The organism is Candidatus Woesearchaeota archaeon, from assembly GCA_016180285.1.
GTDB lineage: Archaea > Nanobdellota > Nanobdellia > Woesearchaeales > JACPBO01 > JACPBO01.
This window is the reverse complement of record JACPBO010000011.1, coordinates 37,396-58,043: the sequence shown is the minus strand read 5'-3', so window position 1 is coordinate 58,043 and position 20,648 is coordinate 37,396. Positions and strand designations below refer to the sequence as shown.

Annotated in this window: 27 protein-coding genes and 3 tRNA genes; 22 read left to right on the top strand and 8 right to left on the bottom strand. The window is 39.4% G+C overall.

From position 1 onward, the window contains the following. The 3 genes from HYU07_03475 to HYU07_03465 all read right to left on the bottom strand — a co-directional run. Window positions 1-150 (bottom strand): hypothetical protein (locus HYU07_03475; GenBank protein ID MBI2129275.1); only part of this gene is annotated, 150 nt, incomplete at its 3' end. After that, window positions 147-584: a hypothetical protein gene (locus tag HYU07_03470; protein ID MBI2129274.1), complete on the bottom strand. Its 438-nt coding sequence runs from the start codon at window positions 582-584 to the stop codon at window positions 147-149. The genes HYU07_03470 and HYU07_03475, both read right to left, overlap by 4 nt. A gap of 80 nt (window positions 585-664) precedes the next feature. Next, a complete protein-coding gene (locus HYU07_03465; GenBank protein MBI2129273.1) occupies window positions 665-1,024 on the bottom strand; it encodes a hypothetical protein in 360 nt (119 codons plus the stop codon). 138 nt (window positions 1,025-1,162) lie between these two features. On the opposite strand from HYU07_03465, the gene HYU07_03460 reads away from it, so the two are divergent. The 21 genes from HYU07_03460 (at window position 1,163) to HYU07_03360 (ending at window position 17,355) form a co-directional block, all read left to right on the top strand. Beyond that, window positions 1,163-1,894 (top strand): hypothetical protein, encoded by a 732-nt coding sequence (locus HYU07_03460; protein MBI2129272.1) that lies wholly within the window; start codon window positions 1,163-1,165, stop codon window positions 1,892-1,894. Window positions 1,895-1,955: 61 nt separating this feature from the next. Then, window positions 1,956-2,528, top strand: a complete 573-nt coding sequence (locus HYU07_03455) for a nucleotidyltransferase domain-containing protein (GenBank protein ID MBI2129271.1) — start codon at window positions 1,956-1,958, stop codon at window positions 2,526-2,528. Then, the gene (locus tag HYU07_03450) at window positions 2,515-3,048 is read left to right on the top strand and encodes a HEPN domain-containing protein (GenBank protein ID MBI2129270.1); all 534 of its coding nucleotides are present in this window, start codon (window positions 2,515-2,517) and stop codon (window positions 3,046-3,048) included. The genes HYU07_03455 and HYU07_03450 overlap by 14 nt, the downstream gene beginning before the upstream one ends. Before the next feature lie 35 nt (window positions 3,049-3,083). Beyond that, window positions 3,084-3,156 (top strand) — tRNA-Pro (locus HYU07_03445). A 91-nt stretch (window positions 3,157-3,247) separates the two neighbouring features. Then, a complete protein-coding gene (locus HYU07_03440) occupies window positions 3,248-4,684 on the top strand; it encodes a hypothetical protein (protein ID MBI2129269.1) in 1,437 nt (478 codons plus the stop codon). 32 nt (window positions 4,685-4,716) lie between these two features. Continuing rightward, window positions 4,717-4,896: a hypothetical protein gene (locus HYU07_03435; protein MBI2129268.1), complete on the top strand. Its 180-nt coding sequence runs from the start codon at window positions 4,717-4,719 to the stop codon at window positions 4,894-4,896. Window positions 4,897-5,024: 128 nt separating this feature from the next. Beyond that, window positions 5,025-5,498: a hypothetical protein gene (locus HYU07_03430; GenBank protein MBI2129267.1), complete on the top strand. Its 474-nt coding sequence runs from the start codon at window positions 5,025-5,027 to the stop codon at window positions 5,496-5,498. Window positions 5,499-5,925: 427 nt separating this feature from the next. After that, window positions 5,926-6,011, top strand: a tRNA-Asp gene (locus tag HYU07_03425). Window positions 6,012-6,014: 3 nt separating this feature from the next. Continuing rightward, window positions 6,015-6,144: transfer RNA gene (locus HYU07_03420), tRNA-Lys, on the top strand. Window positions 6,145-6,289: 145 nt separating this feature from the next. Beyond that, a complete protein-coding gene (locus tag HYU07_03415; protein ID MBI2129266.1) occupies window positions 6,290-6,526 on the top strand; it encodes a DNA-directed RNA polymerase subunit H in 237 nt (78 codons plus the stop codon). Further along, complete coding sequence (locus HYU07_03410) at window positions 6,516-8,000, top strand: DNA-directed RNA polymerase subunit B'' (protein ID MBI2129265.1); 1,485 nt, start codon at window positions 6,516-6,518, stop codon at window positions 7,998-8,000. The genes HYU07_03415 and HYU07_03410 overlap by 11 nt, the downstream gene beginning before the upstream one ends. 1 nt (window position 8,001) lies before the next feature. Beyond that, window positions 8,002-9,807, top strand: a complete 1,806-nt coding sequence (gene rpoB, locus HYU07_03405) for a DNA-directed RNA polymerase subunit B (GenBank protein ID MBI2129264.1) — start codon at window positions 8,002-8,004, stop codon at window positions 9,805-9,807. A 13-nt stretch (window positions 9,808-9,820) separates the two neighbouring features. Next, a complete protein-coding gene (locus HYU07_03400) occupies window positions 9,821-12,493 on the top strand; it encodes a DNA-directed RNA polymerase subunit A' (protein ID MBI2129263.1) in 2,673 nt (890 codons plus the stop codon). Between the two features lies 1 nt (window position 12,494). Further along, window positions 12,495-13,625 (top strand): DNA-directed RNA polymerase subunit A'', encoded by a 1,131-nt coding sequence (rpoA2, locus tag HYU07_03395; protein ID MBI2129262.1) that lies wholly within the window; start codon window positions 12,495-12,497, stop codon window positions 13,623-13,625. 9 nt (window positions 13,626-13,634) lie between these two features. Further along, window positions 13,635-13,901: a ribosomal L7Ae/L30e/S12e/Gadd45 family protein gene (locus HYU07_03390; protein ID MBI2129261.1), complete on the top strand. Its 267-nt coding sequence runs from the start codon at window positions 13,635-13,637 to the stop codon at window positions 13,899-13,901. 2 nt (window positions 13,902-13,903) lie between these two features. Beyond that, window positions 13,904-14,320, top strand: a complete 417-nt coding sequence (locus tag HYU07_03385; protein MBI2129260.1) for a NusA-like transcription termination signal-binding factor — start codon at window positions 13,904-13,906, stop codon at window positions 14,318-14,320. 115 nt (window positions 14,321-14,435) lie between these two features. Beyond that, a complete protein-coding gene (locus HYU07_03380; protein MBI2129259.1) occupies window positions 14,436-14,681 on the top strand; it encodes a hypothetical protein in 246 nt (81 codons plus the stop codon). Window positions 14,682-14,861: 180 nt separating this feature from the next. Beyond that, window positions 14,862-15,299, top strand: coding sequence for a 30S ribosomal protein S12 (locus tag HYU07_03375; protein ID MBI2129258.1), 438 nt, complete (start codon window positions 14,862-14,864; stop codon window positions 15,297-15,299). After that, entirely contained in the window at window positions 15,296-15,895 is a 600-nt protein-coding gene (locus tag HYU07_03370; protein MBI2129257.1) for a 30S ribosomal protein S7, read from the top strand. The genes HYU07_03375 and HYU07_03370 overlap by 4 nt, the downstream gene beginning before the upstream one ends. 85 nt (window positions 15,896-15,980) lie before the next feature. After that, window positions 15,981-16,697 carry a hypothetical protein gene (locus tag HYU07_03365; protein MBI2129256.1) on the top strand — a complete coding sequence of 239 codons (717 nt, stop codon included), beginning with the start codon at window positions 15,981-15,983 and terminating at the stop codon, window positions 16,695-16,697. 22 nt (window positions 16,698-16,719) lie between these two features. Then, window positions 16,720-17,355 carry an AAA family ATPase gene (locus HYU07_03360; GenBank protein MBI2129255.1) on the top strand — a complete coding sequence of 212 codons (636 nt, stop codon included), beginning with the start codon at window positions 16,720-16,722 and terminating at the stop codon, window positions 17,353-17,355. On the opposite strand, the gene HYU07_03355 is transcribed toward HYU07_03360, so the two are convergent. The 4 genes from HYU07_03355 to HYU07_03340 all read right to left on the bottom strand — a co-directional run bounded on the left by HYU07_03355 (window position 17,334) and on the right by HYU07_03340 (window position 19,345). Further along, window positions 17,334-17,897, bottom strand: a complete 564-nt coding sequence (locus HYU07_03355; GenBank protein ID MBI2129254.1) for a DUF655 domain-containing protein — start codon at window positions 17,895-17,897, stop codon at window positions 17,334-17,336. The genes HYU07_03360 and HYU07_03355 overlap by 22 nt on opposite strands. 54 nt (window positions 17,898-17,951) lie before the next feature. After that, window positions 17,952-18,293, bottom strand: a complete 342-nt coding sequence (locus HYU07_03350; GenBank protein MBI2129253.1) for a hypothetical protein — start codon at window positions 18,291-18,293, stop codon at window positions 17,952-17,954. Continuing rightward, window positions 18,293-18,586 (bottom strand): 50S ribosomal protein L21e, encoded by a 294-nt coding sequence (locus tag HYU07_03345; GenBank protein MBI2129252.1) that lies wholly within the window; start codon window positions 18,584-18,586, stop codon window positions 18,293-18,295. The genes HYU07_03350 and HYU07_03345 overlap by 1 nt, the downstream gene beginning before the upstream one ends. A gap of 72 nt (window positions 18,587-18,658) precedes the next feature. Further along, complete coding sequence (locus HYU07_03340) at window positions 18,659-19,345, bottom strand: undecaprenyl diphosphate synthase family protein (protein MBI2129251.1); 687 nt, start codon at window positions 19,343-19,345, stop codon at window positions 18,659-18,661. A 52-nt stretch (window positions 19,346-19,397) separates the two neighbouring features. On the opposite strand from HYU07_03340, the gene HYU07_03335 reads away from it, so the two are divergent. Next, on the top strand, window positions 19,398-20,258 hold the full coding sequence (locus HYU07_03335) for a prepilin peptidase (GenBank protein MBI2129250.1): 861 nt from the start codon (window positions 19,398-19,400) through the stop codon (window positions 20,256-20,258). Here the strand turns inward: HYU07_03335 and HYU07_03330 are convergent. Further along, a complete protein-coding gene (locus tag HYU07_03330; GenBank protein ID MBI2129249.1) occupies window positions 20,255-20,647 on the bottom strand; it encodes a type II toxin-antitoxin system VapC family toxin in 393 nt (130 codons plus the stop codon). The genes HYU07_03335 and HYU07_03330 overlap by 4 nt on opposite strands. Window position 20,648 lies beyond the last annotated feature (1 nt).

The following is a 20,648-nucleotide window of genomic DNA, read 5'->3' as shown; positions in this document are numbered from 1 at the left end:
AACCTCCAGCCCTATTTCCCGCAATCTTTCTAAAGCATGGCTAAATTTCTTGCTTCTGCTTGCTCTTGTTTCATCTTTCCGGGCTTTTGTTATAATTCTGATTTCTCTTTTCAGAGCATCAATCTGTTGATTATATTTTGTATTTGTCATTTTGATTTTCCTCCTCTAACTTGTTCATTAAGATAAGAGATTCCTCTCTCATAGGCATTGATTCTTGATTGTTTTTCTATGCATGTTTCAAGAACAGATTCTAGTTCACTAGTTACAGGCACTATTCTAATATCATCTAAAGGCTTAAATTTATTAATATAACTCCAAAGTTCAAATGAGCAACCTGGTAATCCCAATAAGTCTAACCCTATGCCAATAACACCTAAAGAATTATCATCAGAAGTTACGTGAGCAGTACAATAATGGTAACCTTCCTTAGGGTCTGTTTCCAGCAATCCAACAATATATCTCCCATCGCCTTCAACTTGACCTGCATAGAGAAATGCTGTTTTATCTTTGAATGTATATTGTGGAGCATTTTTTCTCATTTGTGTTTCGGCTAACTTAATAATTTGTTCTCGTGTTTTTGTCATTTTGATTTTCCTCTATAACCTTTCAGTCTAGCGATTACTTCTGATGGTTTTACATGATTTTTTCTAAGATAACCAAACAATCAAGCCATATCTCCAAAGGGTATTCTTTTTGAATAACCTCCGACACCAGCTCTTTCAGTGCTATATCCTTGTTCATATACATAGGATCTATATGTAGTCTTAGATCTTCCGACTTTCAAGGCAATGATCCGACTATTAGGAACATATTGCAAAATTATCTTAGTGGATAAAATAGTTGAGCAATCCCAAACATTTCCGTGGAGGGTTTGTATGTAGCTTTTTTTAGAAGTTTTTCTATTAAACACAAGGTCTACTTTTTTTCCAACTGCAGATAACAAAGTTCTAACTATGTCTGCATCATTTTCTTCTTTCTCTAATTTTGCTTCAAGACAAGCAATTTTGTTTCTTATTTTTATCATTTTTCTTTATCTCCTTGAATCAGTCTTGTTTAACCACTTATTAATAACGATAAATATGCTAACTTTATAAATTTTTGTTGTAATCTCAATGGCAACAAAATAGCAATATTTAAATATAAGCGAAACTCTCTGTTATTCATGAATACAGAAGAGCTGCAGGAATTTGGATTGTCGAACACAGAAGCAAAAGTATATTTAGCTTTGATTGAGCTTGGAAAGAGCAAGGCAGGAGAGATAACTAAAAGATCTGCTGTAAACAGGACTAATGTTTATGATGCTTTAGAAAGATTAATTGAGAAAGGGCTTGTTTCTTATGTTTCAGAGAATAATAAAAGAGTCTTTGAAGCAGTAAATCCTCAACGGCTTCAGGAAATTCTAAAAGATAAGCAGGAGAAACTGGGAAAAACAATAGAGGAATTAAAGGCAAGGTATAGCAAAAGCCAGAAGCAGGGAGATGCTTCTGTTTTCAGAGGCAAAAAAGGAATAAAATCTATTTTCGAGGATATTCTTGATGAAAAAAAAGAGCTGCTTGCTTATGGCGCAGAAAGCAGGTTTAAGGACATGTTCCCATTTTACCAAAAGCACTGGAATGACGAAAGGGCAAAAATAGGAATCAAAGTCAAGATGATTTATAATGAGAAAGTAAGGGAGATAAAGAAAAAAGAGCATCTCAAGCTTCTTGAAATGAAATTCCTGCCTGAAACTTATGATTTTCCTTCAACAATCATGATTTACGGAGAGAAAGTTGTTACAATTGTCTGGCTTGAAGAGCCATTTGGCTTTGTGATAAAAAGCGAAGAAGCAGTTAAGAGCAATATAAACTTCTTTAAATTGCTGTGGAAGATTGCTAAATCAGGATATGGAGGCTGAAATTAATTTTTAAGCGAAAGATTTATATATATGGTTTAAAACCATAATACTATTACCTAAGATGGATAATGAAAAACTGAATATACTTAAATTACTTATTGAAAACCAGGAAGAATCCTTCAGTATAAGGAAAATCTCCAGGTTGAGAAAGATAAACTATAAATCCGCATATTACGCATTGAAAAAGCTGGAAAAGGAAGGCATAGCTGCACTTAAGCATACTGGAAACACTACACTTTGTTCTTTTAACAGAATTTTCAATGATTCTGTTTTTATTGTTGAATATGAAAGAAGAAAAGAGCTTTTAAGAGACAAGAATTTTTTAGTAATTTACAATGACTTGTGCAGGGTAAACGCGCCATTTATCGCACTTTTGTTTGGGAGTTATGCTAAAGGCAAACAGGCAAAGCATTCTGATATAGACATGCTTGTAATCACAGAAGACTTTAAGCCAATAGAGCAGGTATTATCGCGTTTTCCTTTAAAGATTCACGCAACTGATATAAGATACAGGGATTTTATTGAGATGCTGAAAAGCAGGGAATTTACAGTTGTAAGCGAGGCAATAAAAAGAAATATAATCTTTATTGGTGTAGAAGAATATTATCGGGTGATGGAGAATGCTAACAGATGAAAGAATAAAGGAAGCAAGGGATAATGTCAAGATGTATCTTTCAGATGGGCTTTTATCGAAGGCGGGTTTTGATAAGCAGGTGTTTAATATACTGGAGAATAACGCCAATGAGAGCCTTAATGTTGCTGAAATCCTGTATAAAGAAAAATATTCGTGGCTTTGGGCTATAGTAACGTCATATTATGCCATGTATTATATTGCAAATGCAGTTTTATATAAACTGGGCTATAAGGTCGGAGAGAAAATTTCGCATAAAGTTACTGCTGACAGCCTTATTGCCCTTGTCAGGGATAAGCTCAAAGCATCATTACTGGAAGAGTATGAAGAAATGCAAAAGGAGGCTCTTGCAGGAATAAAAGTTGATGAGATTATACAGTCCTTTGATTATGAGAGGGAAAAGAGAAGCATATTCCAGTACAGGACAAATGAAAGCGCAAAGGAAGCAAAAGCAAAGACTTCACTTGAACGCGCAAAAGAATTTGTCATTGAGATGAAAAAGTTATTGCCTGAATTCAAGTGAGGCAGTTTATGACGAATGAGCAATTAGCGGTTTTTGGGGCTGTAGTATAGCTTGGTAGAATTCTACCTTGGGGTGGTAGCGGCCCGTGTTCAAATCACGGCAGCCCCACTTAAAAAGCAAATATTTATATATATGTTTTGAATGAAAAAGATTAATCATGTGTTGTTTATTGATATTGCTTGTTAAAAGAGGATTAAAAATGAAACTCAGCAAAATCTTTTTGGTGTTTGTTCTGGCATTGATCTGCCTGCCGTTGGCGTATGCTGCATCATTCACTGTAAAGATGGCTGTTGTCAACAACAGGATCCTTATAGAAGAAAGCGCTAATTTTCTTGTAAACATAACAAATCTCGGCGAAACAACAGACACATACAGGTTTTCAAGCATTGAATCGTGGAATGCAATGACTGACCCTCCGAAAGACTGGATCAGCGGCATTGATGTGGCTGCAAAGCAGACTGCAACTGTGAACATCTCTTTAAGCCCGTTCAGGGATCTGCCAATTGGCTGGGTTTATCCAATTAAGCTAAGGATAACATCAGACAAGACAAAAGAATCTGTAGAAGAGATAGCTTATATCTATCTGAGCTCAGGCAGCAGCAGGCAGGACCAATACATGCCGGCAGTTTCCATTGTTGACATAAATATTGAGCCTAAGCATGTTGATCCAACTCAGAATGCTGTTGTTACAATTAACCTGAAAAACAGGAACAGGCTTAACCTTTCTGATCTGACTGTAAAGATAACATCTGATACAATGAAAAAAGAGGACATAATCACATTGAATCCTCTTGAGCAGAGATCTCTGAAATATGTATTTTCAATAGACCCTTATACCGCGCCAAAAACAGACGAGCTAAAAGTTACATTGATATGGAAGGGCGCTGAGATAGAAATGCAGAAACAAATTTATGACATTATAGAATATTCAACTTTCACTCCTGAAAAAGAATCTAAAAAACAATTTTTGAAGGCTATTGATTATTACACTGTCACAAACGAAGGCAATATTGGGAAGACAGAAAACTTCAAGGTTAAAACCCATCTTTTCTACTGGCTGTTCACTGCAACGAGCCCGAAAGCAAAAGCTGTAAGTGAAGACGGAGTTAAATATCTGGAATGGAGCCTGACTTTAGCCCCTAAGGAAAAAGCATCAGTAAGGGTTGTTACAACATACAGGCCCTTCTGGAGCATCATAATATTAATAACGATCGCCATAATTGCATATTACATCTTCAGAAGCCCTATTTACGCCAGAAAGAGGGCGGTTGTTGTTGCAACAGAAGAAGGCGGGATTTCAGAATTAAAAGTTATAATAAGCGTGAGGAACAGGAGCAACAAAACTTTTGATGATGTAAGGGTTATTGACCGAGTATCGAATATTGCAGAAGTGATGAAAGAGCATTATCTGGGAACATTGGCTCCGAGCAAGATTTTGTATGACGCTAAAAAGGGCACGATGCTGAAATGGGAGCTTGACACAGTTGAGAAAAATGAGGAGAGAATTATAACTTACAAGATCAAATCAAAGCTTTCTGTGATCGGAGGCTTCAGCTTAAAGTCTGCTGTTGTGAAGTTCAGGGACACATCCGGAAGAGAATATTTCACAAGGTCAAACAGCGCGACGATAGGATAAATTTTTAAACAGCAAATGATTTCTAATAGAAAATGCCGAAAAAATTTGATGAATCAGGATTTAATGCCCTGCTTGAAAAATATAAAGATGAATTAGACACTTACGCTATTTTTTTGGTGCTTAATGAAAGAGACATTGCTGTGGTCAAAAAAGATATGATCCGCCTTGGCTCGCAGAGATTTTTAAGAATGCAGAAAAAAGAAAAATTATAAAAATAATTGATGAAGAAAAATTTAAAGGTCTTGTTAATCCTTCTGAAAAAAGCTTAAAAAGCACAATAGAAAAAGTAATAAAAAAAAGCCCGGGTAAATTGAAAAGATTTTATGAAAGTGCAAGCCATATGATGCGGCCTTACGGCATTGATGTGGTGGATCCCGCAGAATATGTCAAAAATAATTATAAAGAAGCATATAGCGGCAATAGTCATTTTAATTTCAACATTAATATTCCTTTTAAAAAGTTCTTCGAGGGATTCAGCATTGATTTTCTCCTTAATGACGTCAATATAGACTCTGCTTCAACACGTGAAAAGTTTATGGATAATATGAACAAAGGAGGCTGGTTCAGCATAAATCATGAAGATCAGACAGTTGTGCGCTATGACTTTTCAAAAAATGCGGGTAGCACAAGCGGATCTATGATAAGGATTACCCGTGACACAGGCCACTCAACACTGGAAACATTAAAGATCCATTCTGCAAGCTGGAAAAACGGAACCCCTCCGACATTAATTGATGGAAATTATACAAAAGGCATAAGCCGGATTATAGCAGAATATATCGAACGCAAAAATGGAAAGGCAATAAAAACGTAGATACTTTCTTTGCCCAGTCTTCATGTTTTGTTATGTCTCTAAAGCAATTTAAAATTAAAAACAATAATCTTTATAAAGAAATAATAAAATACTTTTCTTAATCCCCACCTAACTCAATGGCAGAGTGCACGGCTGTAGATGTCATAATTTGACTTGCCATACTGGCTGAGATGATCTATGACCAGCTGTGACCGTGATGTTGCTGGTAAGATTTCATTGAGAAATCTTGGCAAATTCAAGTCCGGCGGTGGGGATTTAATTTTAATTAAGTTTAGTTTGTATGTGCAGATATTAATTTAAAATCTTAAAAACCGCAAGCTTTATAAAGGGTTGCATTTTCCCCCGTATTATGACAATACTTATCTTTCTATAGACGTTGCTATACTTGCGTAAGCTATGTTTATAGGAGGATTTGTTTCACGCTAATGCCCTGGTAGTGCAGCGGCCTAGCACTTAGCCCTGTCACGGCTATAACCCGGGTTCAAAAAGCGATTGAAAGTCCCGGCCAGGGCGGTTGGGCCGGTAGCTCAGCCTGGAAATGCGAGTTGGGCATCCTTATTGGAAGCCACTCATGGGCATTTAGAGCACCGCACTTTTAAGCAACGCAGAAATGCGGTGGTCGCGAGTTCGAATCTCGTCCGGCCCGTTCATAATATGCAGATGAAAAATCAGTGCCGCAATGCGGCATGGAGCTTTATGCTCCATGTGTTTTTACGAGATTTTTACTAAAAATCTCCGCGAGTTCGAATCTCGTCCGGCCCGTTCATATTTAGGAGGAATAGTTATTCAAAATGAGCAAAGAGACCAAGCACGCATTAGTTCCAAAACACTCTAAACTTAGTGAAAAGCAGAAAGAAGAGCTGTTCAGGAAATACAACATTTCTATGAAAGAGCTGCCGAAAATAATGAAGAATGACCCTGCTATAAAGCATTTAGATCCAAAAGCAGGCGATGTTATAATTGTTGTGAGAGAAAGCGGAACAACAGGCGAAACCATATTTTACAGGGGTGTGGCAGATGCTGAATAGGGATGCGCTGATAAACAGGTATTTTTCAGAACAGAGTTTTATAGATTCTGATATTGAAAGCTTTGATAATTTTATGGAAAAAGAGCTGCAGGTTATAATCGAGGAAAATAAGCTTATCGAGCCTACAATAATTCCTTCAAATGTAGAGGAATACAAGATAAGGCTTGACAAGATATGGATTGAAAAGCCAAAGATAACAGAGGCTGACGGCAGCACAAATAAAATCTTCCCGATGGAAGCAAGGCTGAGAAACATGACTTATGCAGCGCCCTGCTTTATAGAGATAAGCTCGCATATCAACGGAGTGCAGAGGGAAAACTTCCCGACGCAGATAGCTTCTATTCCTGTAATGCTGAAAAGCAAATTCTGCAACCTGCATAAGCTGTCAAAGGATGAGCTTGTTGAGAAAGGCGAAGACCCAAATGATCCAGGAGGATACTTTGTTATAAACGGCACTGAAAAAGTGATAATTAAGGTGGAAGATTTGGCTGCCAACAAACTGCTGGTTGAAGAAGACGAGCTGGGAGTCAGTGAGTTTGTCGGTAAAATGTTTTCAGAGTACGGCTCGTATAAGATTCCTCATAAGCTTGAGCATCTGAAAGATGGAATTTTTTATCTGACCTTCACCAGGGTTAAGAGAGTGCCTTTGATAATAATAATGAAAGCGCTGGGCCTTACAAAAGATGAAGATATTGTGAAATTTGTGAGCCAGGAAAAGCAGTATGACCCCGTGCTTATCAATCTTTATGAGTTTGTCGACATAAAAACAGAGGAGGATGCAGCTGATTATATTGCAAAGAAAATAGGCATCACTCAGTCCAAAGAGATAAGGCTTGAAAGGATGTACGAGATAATTGATAAATTCTTTTTGCCGCATCTTGGGACAAAAAGAGAAGACAGGATTTACAAGGCATACAACCTGTGCAAGATGCTGAAAAAATTCATACAGGTTTCAACTGGAGAACTTTCCCTTGATGACAAGGATCATTATTCAAATAAGAGATTAAAGTTAAGCGGAGATTCGCTTGCAGACCTTTTCAGGGTTGATTTAAAAGTGCTGATAAGCGACCTTCTTTACAATTTTCACCGCCATGTAAAGAGAGGCAAATTTCCTCCTCTAAGGTCATTGATAAGAAACAAGCTGCTGACACAGCGGCTTTACAGCAGCATGGCTACCGGAGCATGGATTGGCTCGAGAAAAGGAATAAGCCAGCGCATACAAAGAATAAATTTTCTTGATACAATGAGCCATCTGCAGCGCGTTGTCAGCCCATTAAGCGCATCGCAGGAAAATTTTGAAGCAAGAGAGCTTCACAGCACTCATCTTGGAAGATTATGCCCGATTGAAACACCTGAAGGAACAAACATCGGGTTAAGGAAAAATCTTGCGCTGCTTGCCAGCGTTACAAAAAATGAAGATGAAACTGAGCTTTTGAAGCAGCTAAAGTCATTTGGGCTGAAGGGCGTGAGATAAAATGGCAGGAGAAGTTTATTTAAACGGGAAGTTCCTCGGAACAGCTGAAAATGCAGCTGACTTTACAGAAAGGATAAAAACCGAAAGAAGAAAAGGCAAGGTTTCAAGCAATGTTAATATTTATTATGACAAGCGAAGCGAGTCTATCTTTATAGAAAATAACCGCGGCAGAGTAAGAAGGCCGCTGATTGTTGTAAGAAATGGCGAGCCTCTGCTGACTGAAAAGCATGTGCAGCAGCTGCAAAAAAACGAATTAACATGGAACGACCTTGTGCAGCAGGGCATTATAGAAAATATTGATGCGCTTGAAGAAGAGAATTCACTGGTGGCTTTCTTTGAAAATGAAATAACAAAAGAGCATACACATCTGGAGATTTCGCCTTTGGCAGATCTTGGATTGGCAGCTGCTCTTGTGCCGTATGGCAATTTCTGCCCTTCAGCCAGGCTTAACATGGGCTCAAAAAACCAGAAGCAGGCAATTGGCATGTATGCTGCAAACTTTTCATTGAGAATAGATATGGATGTCAATATTTTGCACAGCGCCCAAAGGCCTGTTGTAACAACCATGATGTATGCTGCTTCAAATTATGATGAGCATCCTTCCGGGCAAAATCTTGTAGTTGCAATATCAAGCTTCAAAGGCTATAACATGGAAGATGCAATTGTAATGAATAAGGCATCCATAGAGCGCGGTTTGGGAAGAAGCACTTATTTCAGGCCGGCAATTGCTGAAGAGCTGAGATACAGCGGCGGCTTAATTGATGAAGTTTCTGTCCCTGACAAGGATGTCAAAGGCTATAAAAGCGAGAAAGATTACAGATTTTTAGAAGGAGACGGCATAATCTTCCCTGAAGCTTATATCAGGGAAGGCGATGTTGTGATTGGAAAAACCTCGCCGCCAAGATTCTTAAGCAGCTTAGATGAATATAATCTCGCTTCCTCAACAAGAAGAGAAAGCTCAGTCAGCTTAAAGCATGGCGAGGAAGGCGCAGTTGATTTTGTATTGATAACAGAAAATGAAGAAGGCAACAAATTAGTGCAGGTAAGGCTTCGCGACCAGAGAATACCTGAAATAGGCGACAAATTTACAAGCAGGCACGGCCAAAAAGGAGTTATCGGCCTGATTGTTCCTGTAGAGGACATGCCTTTCACTGCTTCCGGAATTGTTCCTGATCTGCTGTTTAACCCGCACGGAATCCCGTCAAGAATGACAATAAGCCATTTAATTGAGATGATCGGCGGCAAAGTCGGATCTTTAAGCGGCCGCTATGTGAATGGAACAACCTTCAATGTTGAAACAGAGGATAATCTTAGAAAAGAGCTGCTTTCACTCGGCTTCAGAGAGAATGGAACTGAAACTATGTACAACGGAATAACGGGAGAGGCATTCGAATCAAAGATTTTTATAGGAGACATGTATTATATGAAGCTTAAGCATATGGTGGCAAATAAGCTTCATGCAAGAGCTCGCGGGCCTATACAGCTGCTTACAAGGCAGCCTACAGAAGGAAGGGCAAAAGAAGGCGGATTAAGATTGGGAGAAATGGAGAAAGACACTTTTGTTGCCCACGGCGCATCATTGCTGCTGAAAGAGAGATTTGATTCTGACAAAACAATAGTGCCGGTCTGCGAGGAATGCGGACTGCTGGCAATTCATGACGAGTACAAGAATAAAAGCTTCTGCCCTATATGCGGGGAGAACACTGAAATCAGCTTTATAGAATTAAGCTATGCATTCAAGCTGCTGATGGATGAAATGAAGTCGCTTGGAATTTATCCGAAATTGGTTTTAAAAAATAAATATTGAATAAAAAACAAAAATGGCTGAAGAAAAAAACAAGGAAAAGGAAGCTGGAATAGCTGAAGAGGCAGAAAAGAAAACTGCTGAAAAAGAAGTGATAATTGAAGAGCAGGAAATTTATGTATACAAGCAAGTAAAGAACATATTATTCGGAATGCTGAGCCCCAAGATGATAAAAAAGATGGCTTCTGTCAAGATTGTGACTCCTGAGCTTTATGATAAGGAAGGATATCCTGTTGACGGCGGCCTGATGGACATAAGGCTCGGCGTAATTGACCCTGGGTTAAGGTGCAAGACCTGCGGCTCAAAGCTGAAAGAATGCACAGGGCATTTTGGCTATATAGAGCTTGCGCGCCCTGTGATCCATATAGAATTTGTCAACTATATAACCGATATTCTTAGGGGAACGTGCAGGGAATGCGGCAGAATAATGCTTCCAAAAGCAAAAATTGAGAAGGCGCTTGCTGAGATTGAAAAAATAGAGAAAGAAAAAGGCACATATGAGGCTAAAGCCCTGATAAAAAGTATTGTAACATACGTGAAGAACGTTAAGAAATGCCCCCACTGCAATGCCAAGTGGAAAAAGATAATAGTTGAAAAGCCAACAACTTTCCTTGAGGAAGAAAAAAGGCTGAGCCCTATTGAGGTCAGGACAAGGCTGGAAAAAATACCTGATGAAGACATAAGATTATTTGGCTTAAAGCCTGAATTTGCAAGGCCTGAATGGATGGTGCTCACTGTGCTGTCAATTCCGCCAGTCACTATGAGGCCGTCTATAACACTTGAATCCGGCGAGAGAAGCGAGGATGACCTGACGCACAAGCTCGGCGATATTGTGAGAATCAACCAAAGGCTGTTTGAAAATATAAATGCCGGAGCGCCAGAAATAATAATAGAGGATTTATGGGATCTGCTCCAGTACCACATCACAACTTTCTTTGACAATGATGTTGCGCAGCTGCCGCCTGCAAGGCATAGGAGCGGCCAGCCTTTGAAAACAATTTCTGAGAGAATAAAAAGCAAGGAAGGAAGGATAAGGCACAACCTTGCCGGCAAGAGAACTAATTTCTCGTCAAGAACAGTTATAAGCCCGGATCCGATGCTTGACCTCAATGAAGTCGGAATTCCTTTGATTGTTGCGATGAAGCTCACTGTTCCTGAAACACTGAGGGACTGGAACAAGGAGTATGTTGTGAAGTTTGTACAAAACGGCCCGAATAAATACCCGGGCGCAAATTACATTGTAAGGCCTGATGGAAAAAAGAAGAAAATAACTGATGAGACAAGGGAGCAGCTGGTAGAAGAGCTGCAGCCGGGATATATTGTTGAGAGGCATTTAATGGATGGAGATGTTGCTATTTTCAACAGGCAGCCAAGCCTGCACAGAATGTCCATGATGTGCCACAAGGTAAAAGTGCTGAGTGGAAGAACCTTCAGGCTGAATCCTGCTGTATGCGCTCCATATAATGCTGATTTTGACGGTGATGAAATGAACCTGCATGTTCCCCAGACAGAAGAGGCAAGAGCTGAAGCTGAAATACTGATGCAGGTCCAGACGCAGCTGATATCACCCAGAAACGGGTTAAGCATAATAAGCTGCATACAGGATGCAATAGTAGGAAATTATCTGCTGACAAGGGAATTTAAATTAAAAAGAAATGAAGCTGTTAATCTGCTTTCAAACGCAGGTGTTTTTGATTTTTCAAGGCTGGCTGACAAAAACGAGGTTGACGGCAAGGAAATATTCTCTGTTTTGCTGCCCCATAACTTTGATTATGTTGGCAGGTCAAAAGCTGCTGATGTTGATGGCAACAAGGATATCCTCATAAGAAAGGGCAAGCTTATAAAAGGCGTCATGGATGGCGCAAATCTAGGCGAGGGATCCGGCTTATTGCTCAGAAACCTGCACAAGCAATATGGCGCTGATTATGCCCTTGAATTGCTGGGCAAGATGTTCAGGCTCGGCATAGAAGTTTTGCTTAGCTATGGCTTTTCAACTGCGATTTCAGATACTGATCTTCCAGAAGAAGCAAAGAAAAAAATCAGGGAAACTCTGGCCAGCTCAGAAGAGGAAGTGCAGAACCTTATACAGCTGTATCACGAGCAAAAACTCGAAACCTTCCCTGGAAAAACAATGCTTGAAACCCTTGAATTGAAAATACTTGAGCTGCTTAACAGGACAAGAAGCGCAGCCGGAACAATAGTTTCAGAGTTTATAGACAAGAAAGCCCACACTTCAATAATGGCTGCTTCCGGAGCAAGAGGCAATATCATCAATATGGCGCAGATGGCTGCTATTGTCGGACAGCAGGCTATGCGCGGCAGAAGAATCGGAAAAGGATATATAGGAAGAACTTTAAGCTGCTTTAAGAGGGATGATTATGGGCCTGCTGCCAGGGGTTTCATCAAGAACAGCTTTAAATCAGGCTTATCTCCGAGCGAATTCTTTTTCGGAGCAATGACTGGCAGAGATTCACTGATGGACACTGCGCTGAGAACTCCGAAATCAGGCTACCTTTACAGAAGGCTTGCAAATGCCATGCAGGACCTGAAAGCAGAGTATGACGGCACAGTAAGGGATGCTGGAGGCAAGATAATACAGTTCAGCTATGGCGAGGATAATGTTGATGTTGCAAAATCTGAAAAAGGAATAATAAATGTTAAAAAAATTATTGAGCTGATGGGAGAATAAAATGGTTGAGGATTTGTTGAAGGAATATGAAGATAAGCTGCCTAAAAAAATACTTGAAGAAATAAAAGAGAATATGCCGAAAGGCTTAGGCAAGGGGAAAATGAAAGAAATAGTTGAATCTGTTTATAATGAATACATTAATGCCCAGGTGGAGCCGGGAGACAGCGTCGGCTTGATAAGCGCTGAAAGCATCGGAGAGCCAGGAACTCAGATGACGCTGAACACATTCCATTTTGCAGGAGTTGCTGAGATGAATGTCACAATGGGGCTGCCAAGGATAATTGAGATTTTTGACGGAAGAAAAGAAATCTCAACGCCGATGATGGAGATACACCTCAAAGAGCCTTATTCAAAAGGCAAGGATATAAGGAAGATTGCCTTGTCAATAAAGGAAACAGAATTATGGGAGATAACAAAGGAGATTTCGATAAATATTGCCGATATGTCGCTTGATGTCAGGCTGGATAAAGAAAAGATGAATGAAATTGACATAACTGCCGGCGCTGTTGCAAAAGCAATAGAATCTGTCAAGGGCCACAGCGTTAAAGTTAAGGGTGAAGATGTTGCTGTAAAGCCAAAGGGGAAAGAAGAAAGCCTTAATGACCTGTATAAGCTTAAGGAAAAATTAAAGAAAGTATATATAAAGGGCATAAAGGGCATTTCACAGGTTCTTCCTGTAAAAAGAGGAGATGAGTTTATAATAATAACAGCAGGCACAAACCTCAAAGACGTGTTTGAGCTGAATTATGTTGATGAAACAAAGACAATATCGAATGATATTTTTGAGATTTCTGAGATCTTGGGAATAGAGGCTGCAAGGCAGTCAATAATAAACGAGGTATTCAAGGTCATGGAGAGCCAGGTGCTGGATATTGATATAAGGCACATCATGCTTGTTGCTGATACAATGTGCACATCAGGCAAGATAAGAGGCATTACAAGATACGGAATTGTGAAAGAGAAGGCGTCGGTATTGGCAAGGGCGTCATTCGAAACTCCGATAAAGCACATGATTGGCGCATCTGTATGCGGGGAAGTGGACGAGCTTAATTCTGTTGTTGAGAATGTAATGCTGAACCAGCCTGTGCCGATTGGAACCGGCCTGCCAGGATTGGTAACGAGAACAAAATAAGGGGCTAAAATGGACACAGAAGAAGAAATTAAAAAATTGGCAAAGAGCAAGAAGCTTATTATAGGCTGCGAGAGGGCCATCAAGCTTTTGAAGAATAAGACGGCTGAAAAGATATTTATATCTGCAAACTGCCCGGATGGCATTAAAAAAGATCTTAAAAAATACTGCAGCCTTTCAGGCGCAAACTTCATCGATCTTAAGCAGAATAACGAGGAGCTTGGCGCGCTATGCAAGAAGCCTTTCTCCGTAGCTGTTGCCTCCGTTGTTAAGGGTTGAAAGTGAATAGGATAAAATACGATATTAGCCTGATGAAGTTCATTTCTCTGTTCGAAACTATAACCGGAGCCAGATTAAAGGATGTTGTTAACGAAGAAGGAAGGCTTTTATTCATTGTTGAAGAAGGCGAGATCGGAAAGGCGATCGGCAAAAGCGGAGTGAATGCAAAAAGGCTGGAAAATGTGCTGAATAAGAGGATAAAGGTAATTGAGTTTAATAATGATCTGCTGCATTTTGTCAGGAATCTGATATATCCTCTTGCTGTGAAAGAAATAAAGGAAGAGAACAAGATCGTCACAATATTCGGGCAGGATGGAAAAACCAAGGGGCTGCTTATAGGAAGAGATGCCCAGAATCTGCGAGCTTATGAGAATGTTGTCAAAAGGTATTTTGAGATTGACGGGATCAAAGTTATTTAGGTCGGTGAAGTAGATATTTTGTGTTATGATTCGATATTCACTTAATAGTAGCTACATAAACGAAAGTTTTATATACTACGCCTTATTTCTTATAATAAATTAACTGGTGATTAAAATGAGTTTAACGGCTATAATCGGAACTTGTGTAGTTGTAGGTTATTTAAGTTGTGACTATGGATTTGCTAAAAATATCGATCGCATAACTAAAAAGATTGAGGCTAAACCCGACGTTGCTTCTGGGATAAAAGGGATTTTTGAATGTACTTATGAAAGTATGAGAATAACGGGGCCTTTTACCTATTATGCTATAAAAAGACATAGAGCCGCATTAGATCGATTACCTAATCAATATGTTATTTGATTCTCAAGAATAATCTTCAAGCCAAAGTCCCCTTCTGTATTTAGCCCTTGAAAATTATTTTGCATAACAACCATTTCCTCCTGCCCAAAAAATCTCCTAGCAGACATTTATCCGGCAATTGCGCAACACGGCCTAAAACAAAAACCTTTATAAATAAACCAAAAATCTTATTTTATAAACATGGCAAGTAAGTCACAAGGGTTAAACTCTGCTAAAAAGCTGATGAGAAGAAGGCATAAAAGCAGATGGAAGCAGAGGCTTTACGTCAGAAGGATACTTAAGCTTAAAGAGAAGTCTGACCCGCTGGAAGGCTCTTCACAGGCGCGCGGAATAGTTCTGGAAAAGGTGCAGCTTGAGGCTAAGCAGCCAAACTCAGCAATGAGGAAGTGCTGCAGAGTACAGCTTATAAAAAACGGAAGGCAGGTAACAGCATTTATGCCGGGTGACGGCGCCCAGAAATTGATTGATGAGCATGATGAAGTCATAATTGAATGCATAGGCGGCAGAATGGGCCGTTCTTATGGAGACCTCCCTGGAGTCAGGTGGAGAGTTATCAAGGTTAATGATCAAAGCTTAATTGCCTTACTTAAAGGCAAGATAGAGAAGGCCAGAAAATGAGTGTCATAAAAGCATTTAATATATGGGGCGCAGAGGGAATAAAAGTAGAAGACCTTGGGCTGATTGATTACATCACAGTTGAGCCAAAGATTGTGCCTAAGACAGGAGCGCGCTATGTTGGCCAAAAATTCCACAAGTCAAAAACTTTTATTGTTGAAAGGCTGATAAACAAGTTGATGATTCCTGGCCATAAAAGCAAGAAGCATTTAAAGACAAGCTACCATATGACCGGCAAGGCAAGCAATGCATATCATATTGTAAAAGAGGCGTTCAAGATTGTTGAAAGGAAACTGAAGGAGAATCCTCTCAAGGTTTTTGTAAAGGCAGTTGAAAATGCAGCTCCCCGCGAAGAGATCATAACAATCGAGTATGGCGGAGCAAGGTATCCTAAAGCAACAGACTGCTCGCCTCAGAGAAGGGTGGACATTGCGCTGCGCTACATGGCGCAGAGCGCATTTCAAAAATCATTCAATTCCAAGAAGCATATTATAGACGCGCTTGCTGATGAGATCATCTTCGCATACCAAAAAAACCAGGCTTCCGGCGCGATAGCAAAGAAGTTTGAAGTCGAAAGGCAGTCAGACAGCAGCAGATAGTTCTTTTTTACTTTAAAGTGGTTAAAAAAAGAAAGATTTATAAATGAACTTTCATTTCTTGGATTGAAAAATAAACTTGATCAAAATGAGCGATATAGAACAAAAGAAAAAAATTATTTCTGAACGGGTTGGAGAAGAGACTTTAAGAATTTTAAAAGATGCCGGACTAGATGTTGATGTAGCACTAACAGAAATGTTGAAAAATGAAGAAGAAGAAAAAGCAATGAGAGAATTAAAAACAGCAATCCCCACAGTAGATAACACCATGACTTCTGAGCTAGTCTATTTATCCGAAAGACTAAGTGATCTTTTTGGTCAAGAGTATGCTAGAAGATTAAGCTTAATTGGTTTATCTAATGATTGCGTACAGAAGCTTTACCTCCAAGAAAAACTTATTATTTCATCTAATGATATGAATGGTCAAAGAAAACAGCCATGGGTTCAGAGGTATTTTATAATGCATGATTCGACCACAGACGTAATGCCCGAAGTTAAGGATATGACGCTGTCTGAATTGATTTTAATCACAGATGATGCAAATTCTGCTTTTTGGAGAGATCGTGAAGTTCTGCCAAAGGAAGCACGGCAGGCAGTTTGTATTGCTGCATCTTGTGCACAATATACTGAAGCAAGGTATGCAAAGGCAGTTAACGAAAGAACAGAAAAGATGGAATGGTCTAAGGCACAAAATGGCGCATATGTGAACAATGAATGTTTGTTGCTTGGAAGATTAAAGTGGGGATATCATGAAAAACCAGCATGGACAAAAGAAACTACTGATTTAAAGCAATACGAAAAATAAAAAATCAAGCGCATAAGATAAAATGAAAAACATAGTCTTAATCGGCGGAATGGGATCTGGAAAAACAACACTTGGAACAGCTCTGAAGAAAGAGAATCCCAATATCAATCTAATCTATATGAACAGGTATGGCGCAGGCATTCCGCTGACTTTAATTGCATCTGATTCTGGATTAATCTCATTGCCGAAAGCCGATTATATTGAAACGATCTTTAAAAATGGGAATATAGAGTGCAAAAAGTTCTCAAGGCAGGAAATGGATGATATTGGCAAAAAAGTTTTTAATGCTTATGGCGATACTATCTGGCCTGAGTTGATTTTACGTTCGGTTATTCCAGGCGTGCAAAATGTAGTTGATAATGCTGTGAAAGCTTCAACTATAAAATATCTCAAAGAGCGCGGCTTATATATCGTGGCTTTGCATTGCAGATTTGAAACTCAAGTGCAGCGAAGGCTGCATAACAGAAAGGGAATTGATCCTGAGAATAAATCTTTGCTTGAAGAACAGATTAAACAGACAAATGCATACGTTGAAGTTGATGCTGAACGCGAATTAGCCCATGCTGTTTATGATAGCGATACATTCGGGCTGGAGCATTATTCTGCCATAGCAAAAGAAATAATCAAAGCAACTAATTACCGCTCTACAAACACATAATGCTTCTCATTGCCTTCCATCTCAAGAAGGATCCTTTTAATGACAACTCTTTCGGGGTTCGGCATTAACTTTACCCTTTTCTTTAGGTCATCAAAGCCTTTAAACGGAGCCTGATCTCTCTGCTCCAATATCTCCCACATATGCTTCTTTCCAAGTCCGGGCAGCAGTTCAAGCTGGTGCATTCTTGTTGTCAGGGGCTGCGCCTTATTGAAGAAATCCACAAATCTGGCTTCATTCTTATGCACAATCTCCTGCACAAAATAGTCCAGCTCGGATTTTGCAGTTCCTGTAAGCTTTGCCATGGACAGCTTTCCAAGTATGTGGTGGATCTTGTCCCTTTTAGCTTCGCCGATATAAACTTCTTCATTCGGAGTCAATGTAATGCCTTTTTTCGGCACTAATTCCAGCAAAGTGAAGTGCTCTTTGCCTATTGCCTGAACTATCGGAGTCTTTAAATGGCTCGGCCTTGTGTCAAAAGGATAGCCATTCGGCAAGAAATCAAGCACCACTACCCATTCTTCCTTTGTTTTTTGCTGGTCCATTCCACCCTCTTATTTTTATCTTGATTATCCTTATATATAAACTTTACTTAGAAATCAGGAAAATTCTTTGATAATGTCTGAAATCTTTTTTATGTTTTCGGCCTTTACAGTGATTGTATACCCCTGCAGAACTGTTTTCAGGTCTTCAGCATTTTTAGGCATCAGGTCAATTATCTTGCAGATATGGGCGTCCTTCATCCTGGGTATGTTAAGCTTGCTGATTTTGTCAAACAATTCCCTGCTTTTTTCTTCGCCCAATCCGGCATAATGCTCCAAATATTCCTCGGTTTTTGCCGCCCTGAAGTTCAACTCGCTGTCCCTTTTCTTTATTCTCTTCAGCTCTTCCTTTACCTCAGATATTCTCATTGGAGTTTCGCTTATTATTACTGGCTTCATTATTCCACCTTTTTAAGATGAATCGCATGCACTAATAAAACTTTTTTCTTTCCCCTGTCTTTTATCAGCACATTGTAGCAGTTCTTGATCTTCTCGGTTATTGTGCCTACTTTCCCTATGAACCTTGGGAAAAAAAGGCCTTTTTGGTAACCCGGTTCAGGCAAAAGCACAACTTTCTCCCCATTCTTTAAATCAGCAAAAAATCTGGTCAGGCTTATCTTTCCCTGCTCTCTAAAGCCTTTTTTGAACTCATTCCTTGTTTTTCTTCTTGACGAGCCGATTCTTTTGGTCATAATGCCAAGGAAAAGAAGCTTATTTAAAAAGCTTTCTGTCAAGAACAGTTCATCAAAAATTTGCGGAATTGTCTAGTTTTCCTTATAAAATTTTATCGCAGCCATTAAGTCATTCTTGCTCAGCCCGAGAAAAAACTTTCCTGTGAAATAAACCAGGGAATGCGCGGAATCCCACAGGAGGAAGCTGTTAAGCTCTTTTCTTCCGTTTTTGATGATCAGCTCAGGAGGCACAAAATAGGAATTGTAGATGTTTTCCTTTATCAGCGGCTTTGTTATGACATCTGGATCAAGCCTTCCTGCCTTTATCATCCTGCCTATTATCCTCGCAGCATCAACAATCTCCTGCTGGCCGTCGTAATTCACGCAGAAATTTACAAAGAAATCAGCATAGTCGCGGGTATCGTCCATTATCTTCTTGATTTTTTCAACAGCCCTGTCCGGGAGATCATACCATTTTCCGATAACAGAAACCTTAATCTTGCTTTCGGAGAGGGCTTTATATTCTGAAAGAGAGCCAAAAAAATCAACAAGCGCGTCAACTATTGAGGGAAAGCTCTCATGCTTCTCAATGCTCAGGGGCGTCAGATAGAATGTTGCTACAGGAATATTCAGCTTTACTGCAAGAGCTATTATCTCCTCTGTTTTTTTTAGCTTTAAGCCATAAAGCTCTTCAATTGTCTTGCCTTTTACAGAATCTTCCATACTTATTGCAATGTGTTTTGGAATGTTTTTATTAATCCCTGCCAAGATATTAAACATTCCCATCATAAAAACGAAAAGATTTATAAACATTTTTGTTTAAAATCAAGAAATGGCTTATTTTTTGATAATTGCAGTCTGCATTGCAGCGCTTTTAATAGGGTCTATAACTGACATTAAGACGAGGGAAGTGCCTGACTGGCTGAATTACTCGCTTGTTGCTGCAGGCCTCGGGATAAGGCTTATATGGGCATTAGCTGCATGGGACATCTGGATTTTATTGTACGGCGTTTTTGGATTTCTTGTGTTTCTCGCATTGGCGTATCTGATGTTTTATACGGGCCAATGGGGCGGCGGGGACAGCAAGATGCTTATTGGCTTAGGCGCTTTAATCGGCCTGGATTTCAAGCTGAACACATTTATGATCTCTTTTTTGGTCAATATGCTTTTTATCGGCGCATTATACGGCGTTGTTTGGAGCTGCATCCTTGCATTTAAGAACAAGAAGAACTTTGTAAAAGTGTTCAAGGAATTTATGCTTGAAAAAAGCTTTATGCTTTGGAGAAGGGCTGTTTTGGTGATTGGGCTTGTGCTGCTTGTATCTGTGTTCTTTGCCCCTAACCCGATATTGAAGCTGCTTATTCTTGTGATTGTCTTTGTAATGATAATTGTTGTCTATCTTTTTACTTTCATCAAGTCAGTTGAAAAGGTTGCTATGCTGAAGCATGTAACGCCTATGCAGCTTACAGAAGGCGACTGGATTGTCAATGACATTCATGTTGATGGAAAGTATGTTGCCGGACCCAAGGACCTTGGAATTGAGAAAAATCAGATCAGGAAACTGATTGGCCTTTATAAAAAAGGAAAAGTCAGGAAGATATTGGTTAAAGACGGGATTCCATTTGTGCCGAGCTTTCTGATCGCGTTTATTGCAACCTTGATCTGGGGGAATGTGGTTTTGCTGATTATTTAGGGTTTCAATATGATTACTTTTAATTCAGGAATCTGCTTAAAATGCTCATCAGTTGTCAATAAGGTCATTCCGCTATCAATAGTGATTGATGCTATAAGAATGTCAAATAAAGGGATTATTTTTCCTTTCTTCTCTAACCCGCATTTAATTTCAGAAAACAATTTGGAGCTGTTTTTGGTTGTGTTTAGCAAGGGAATTTTATTCAGCATATCTGCTTTTTCTTTCAATTCTTCTTGTTTACCGACCAACAGCCCATAATAAATCTCAGAATAAGACATTGTTGTGATAAATATAATATCGGATATGATCAATTTTTGCAGTTCGCCTATTACCTTCTGGTTGTTTCTTTCCACTTCAATGTAAACATTAGTGTCCAATACAAAAGCCATT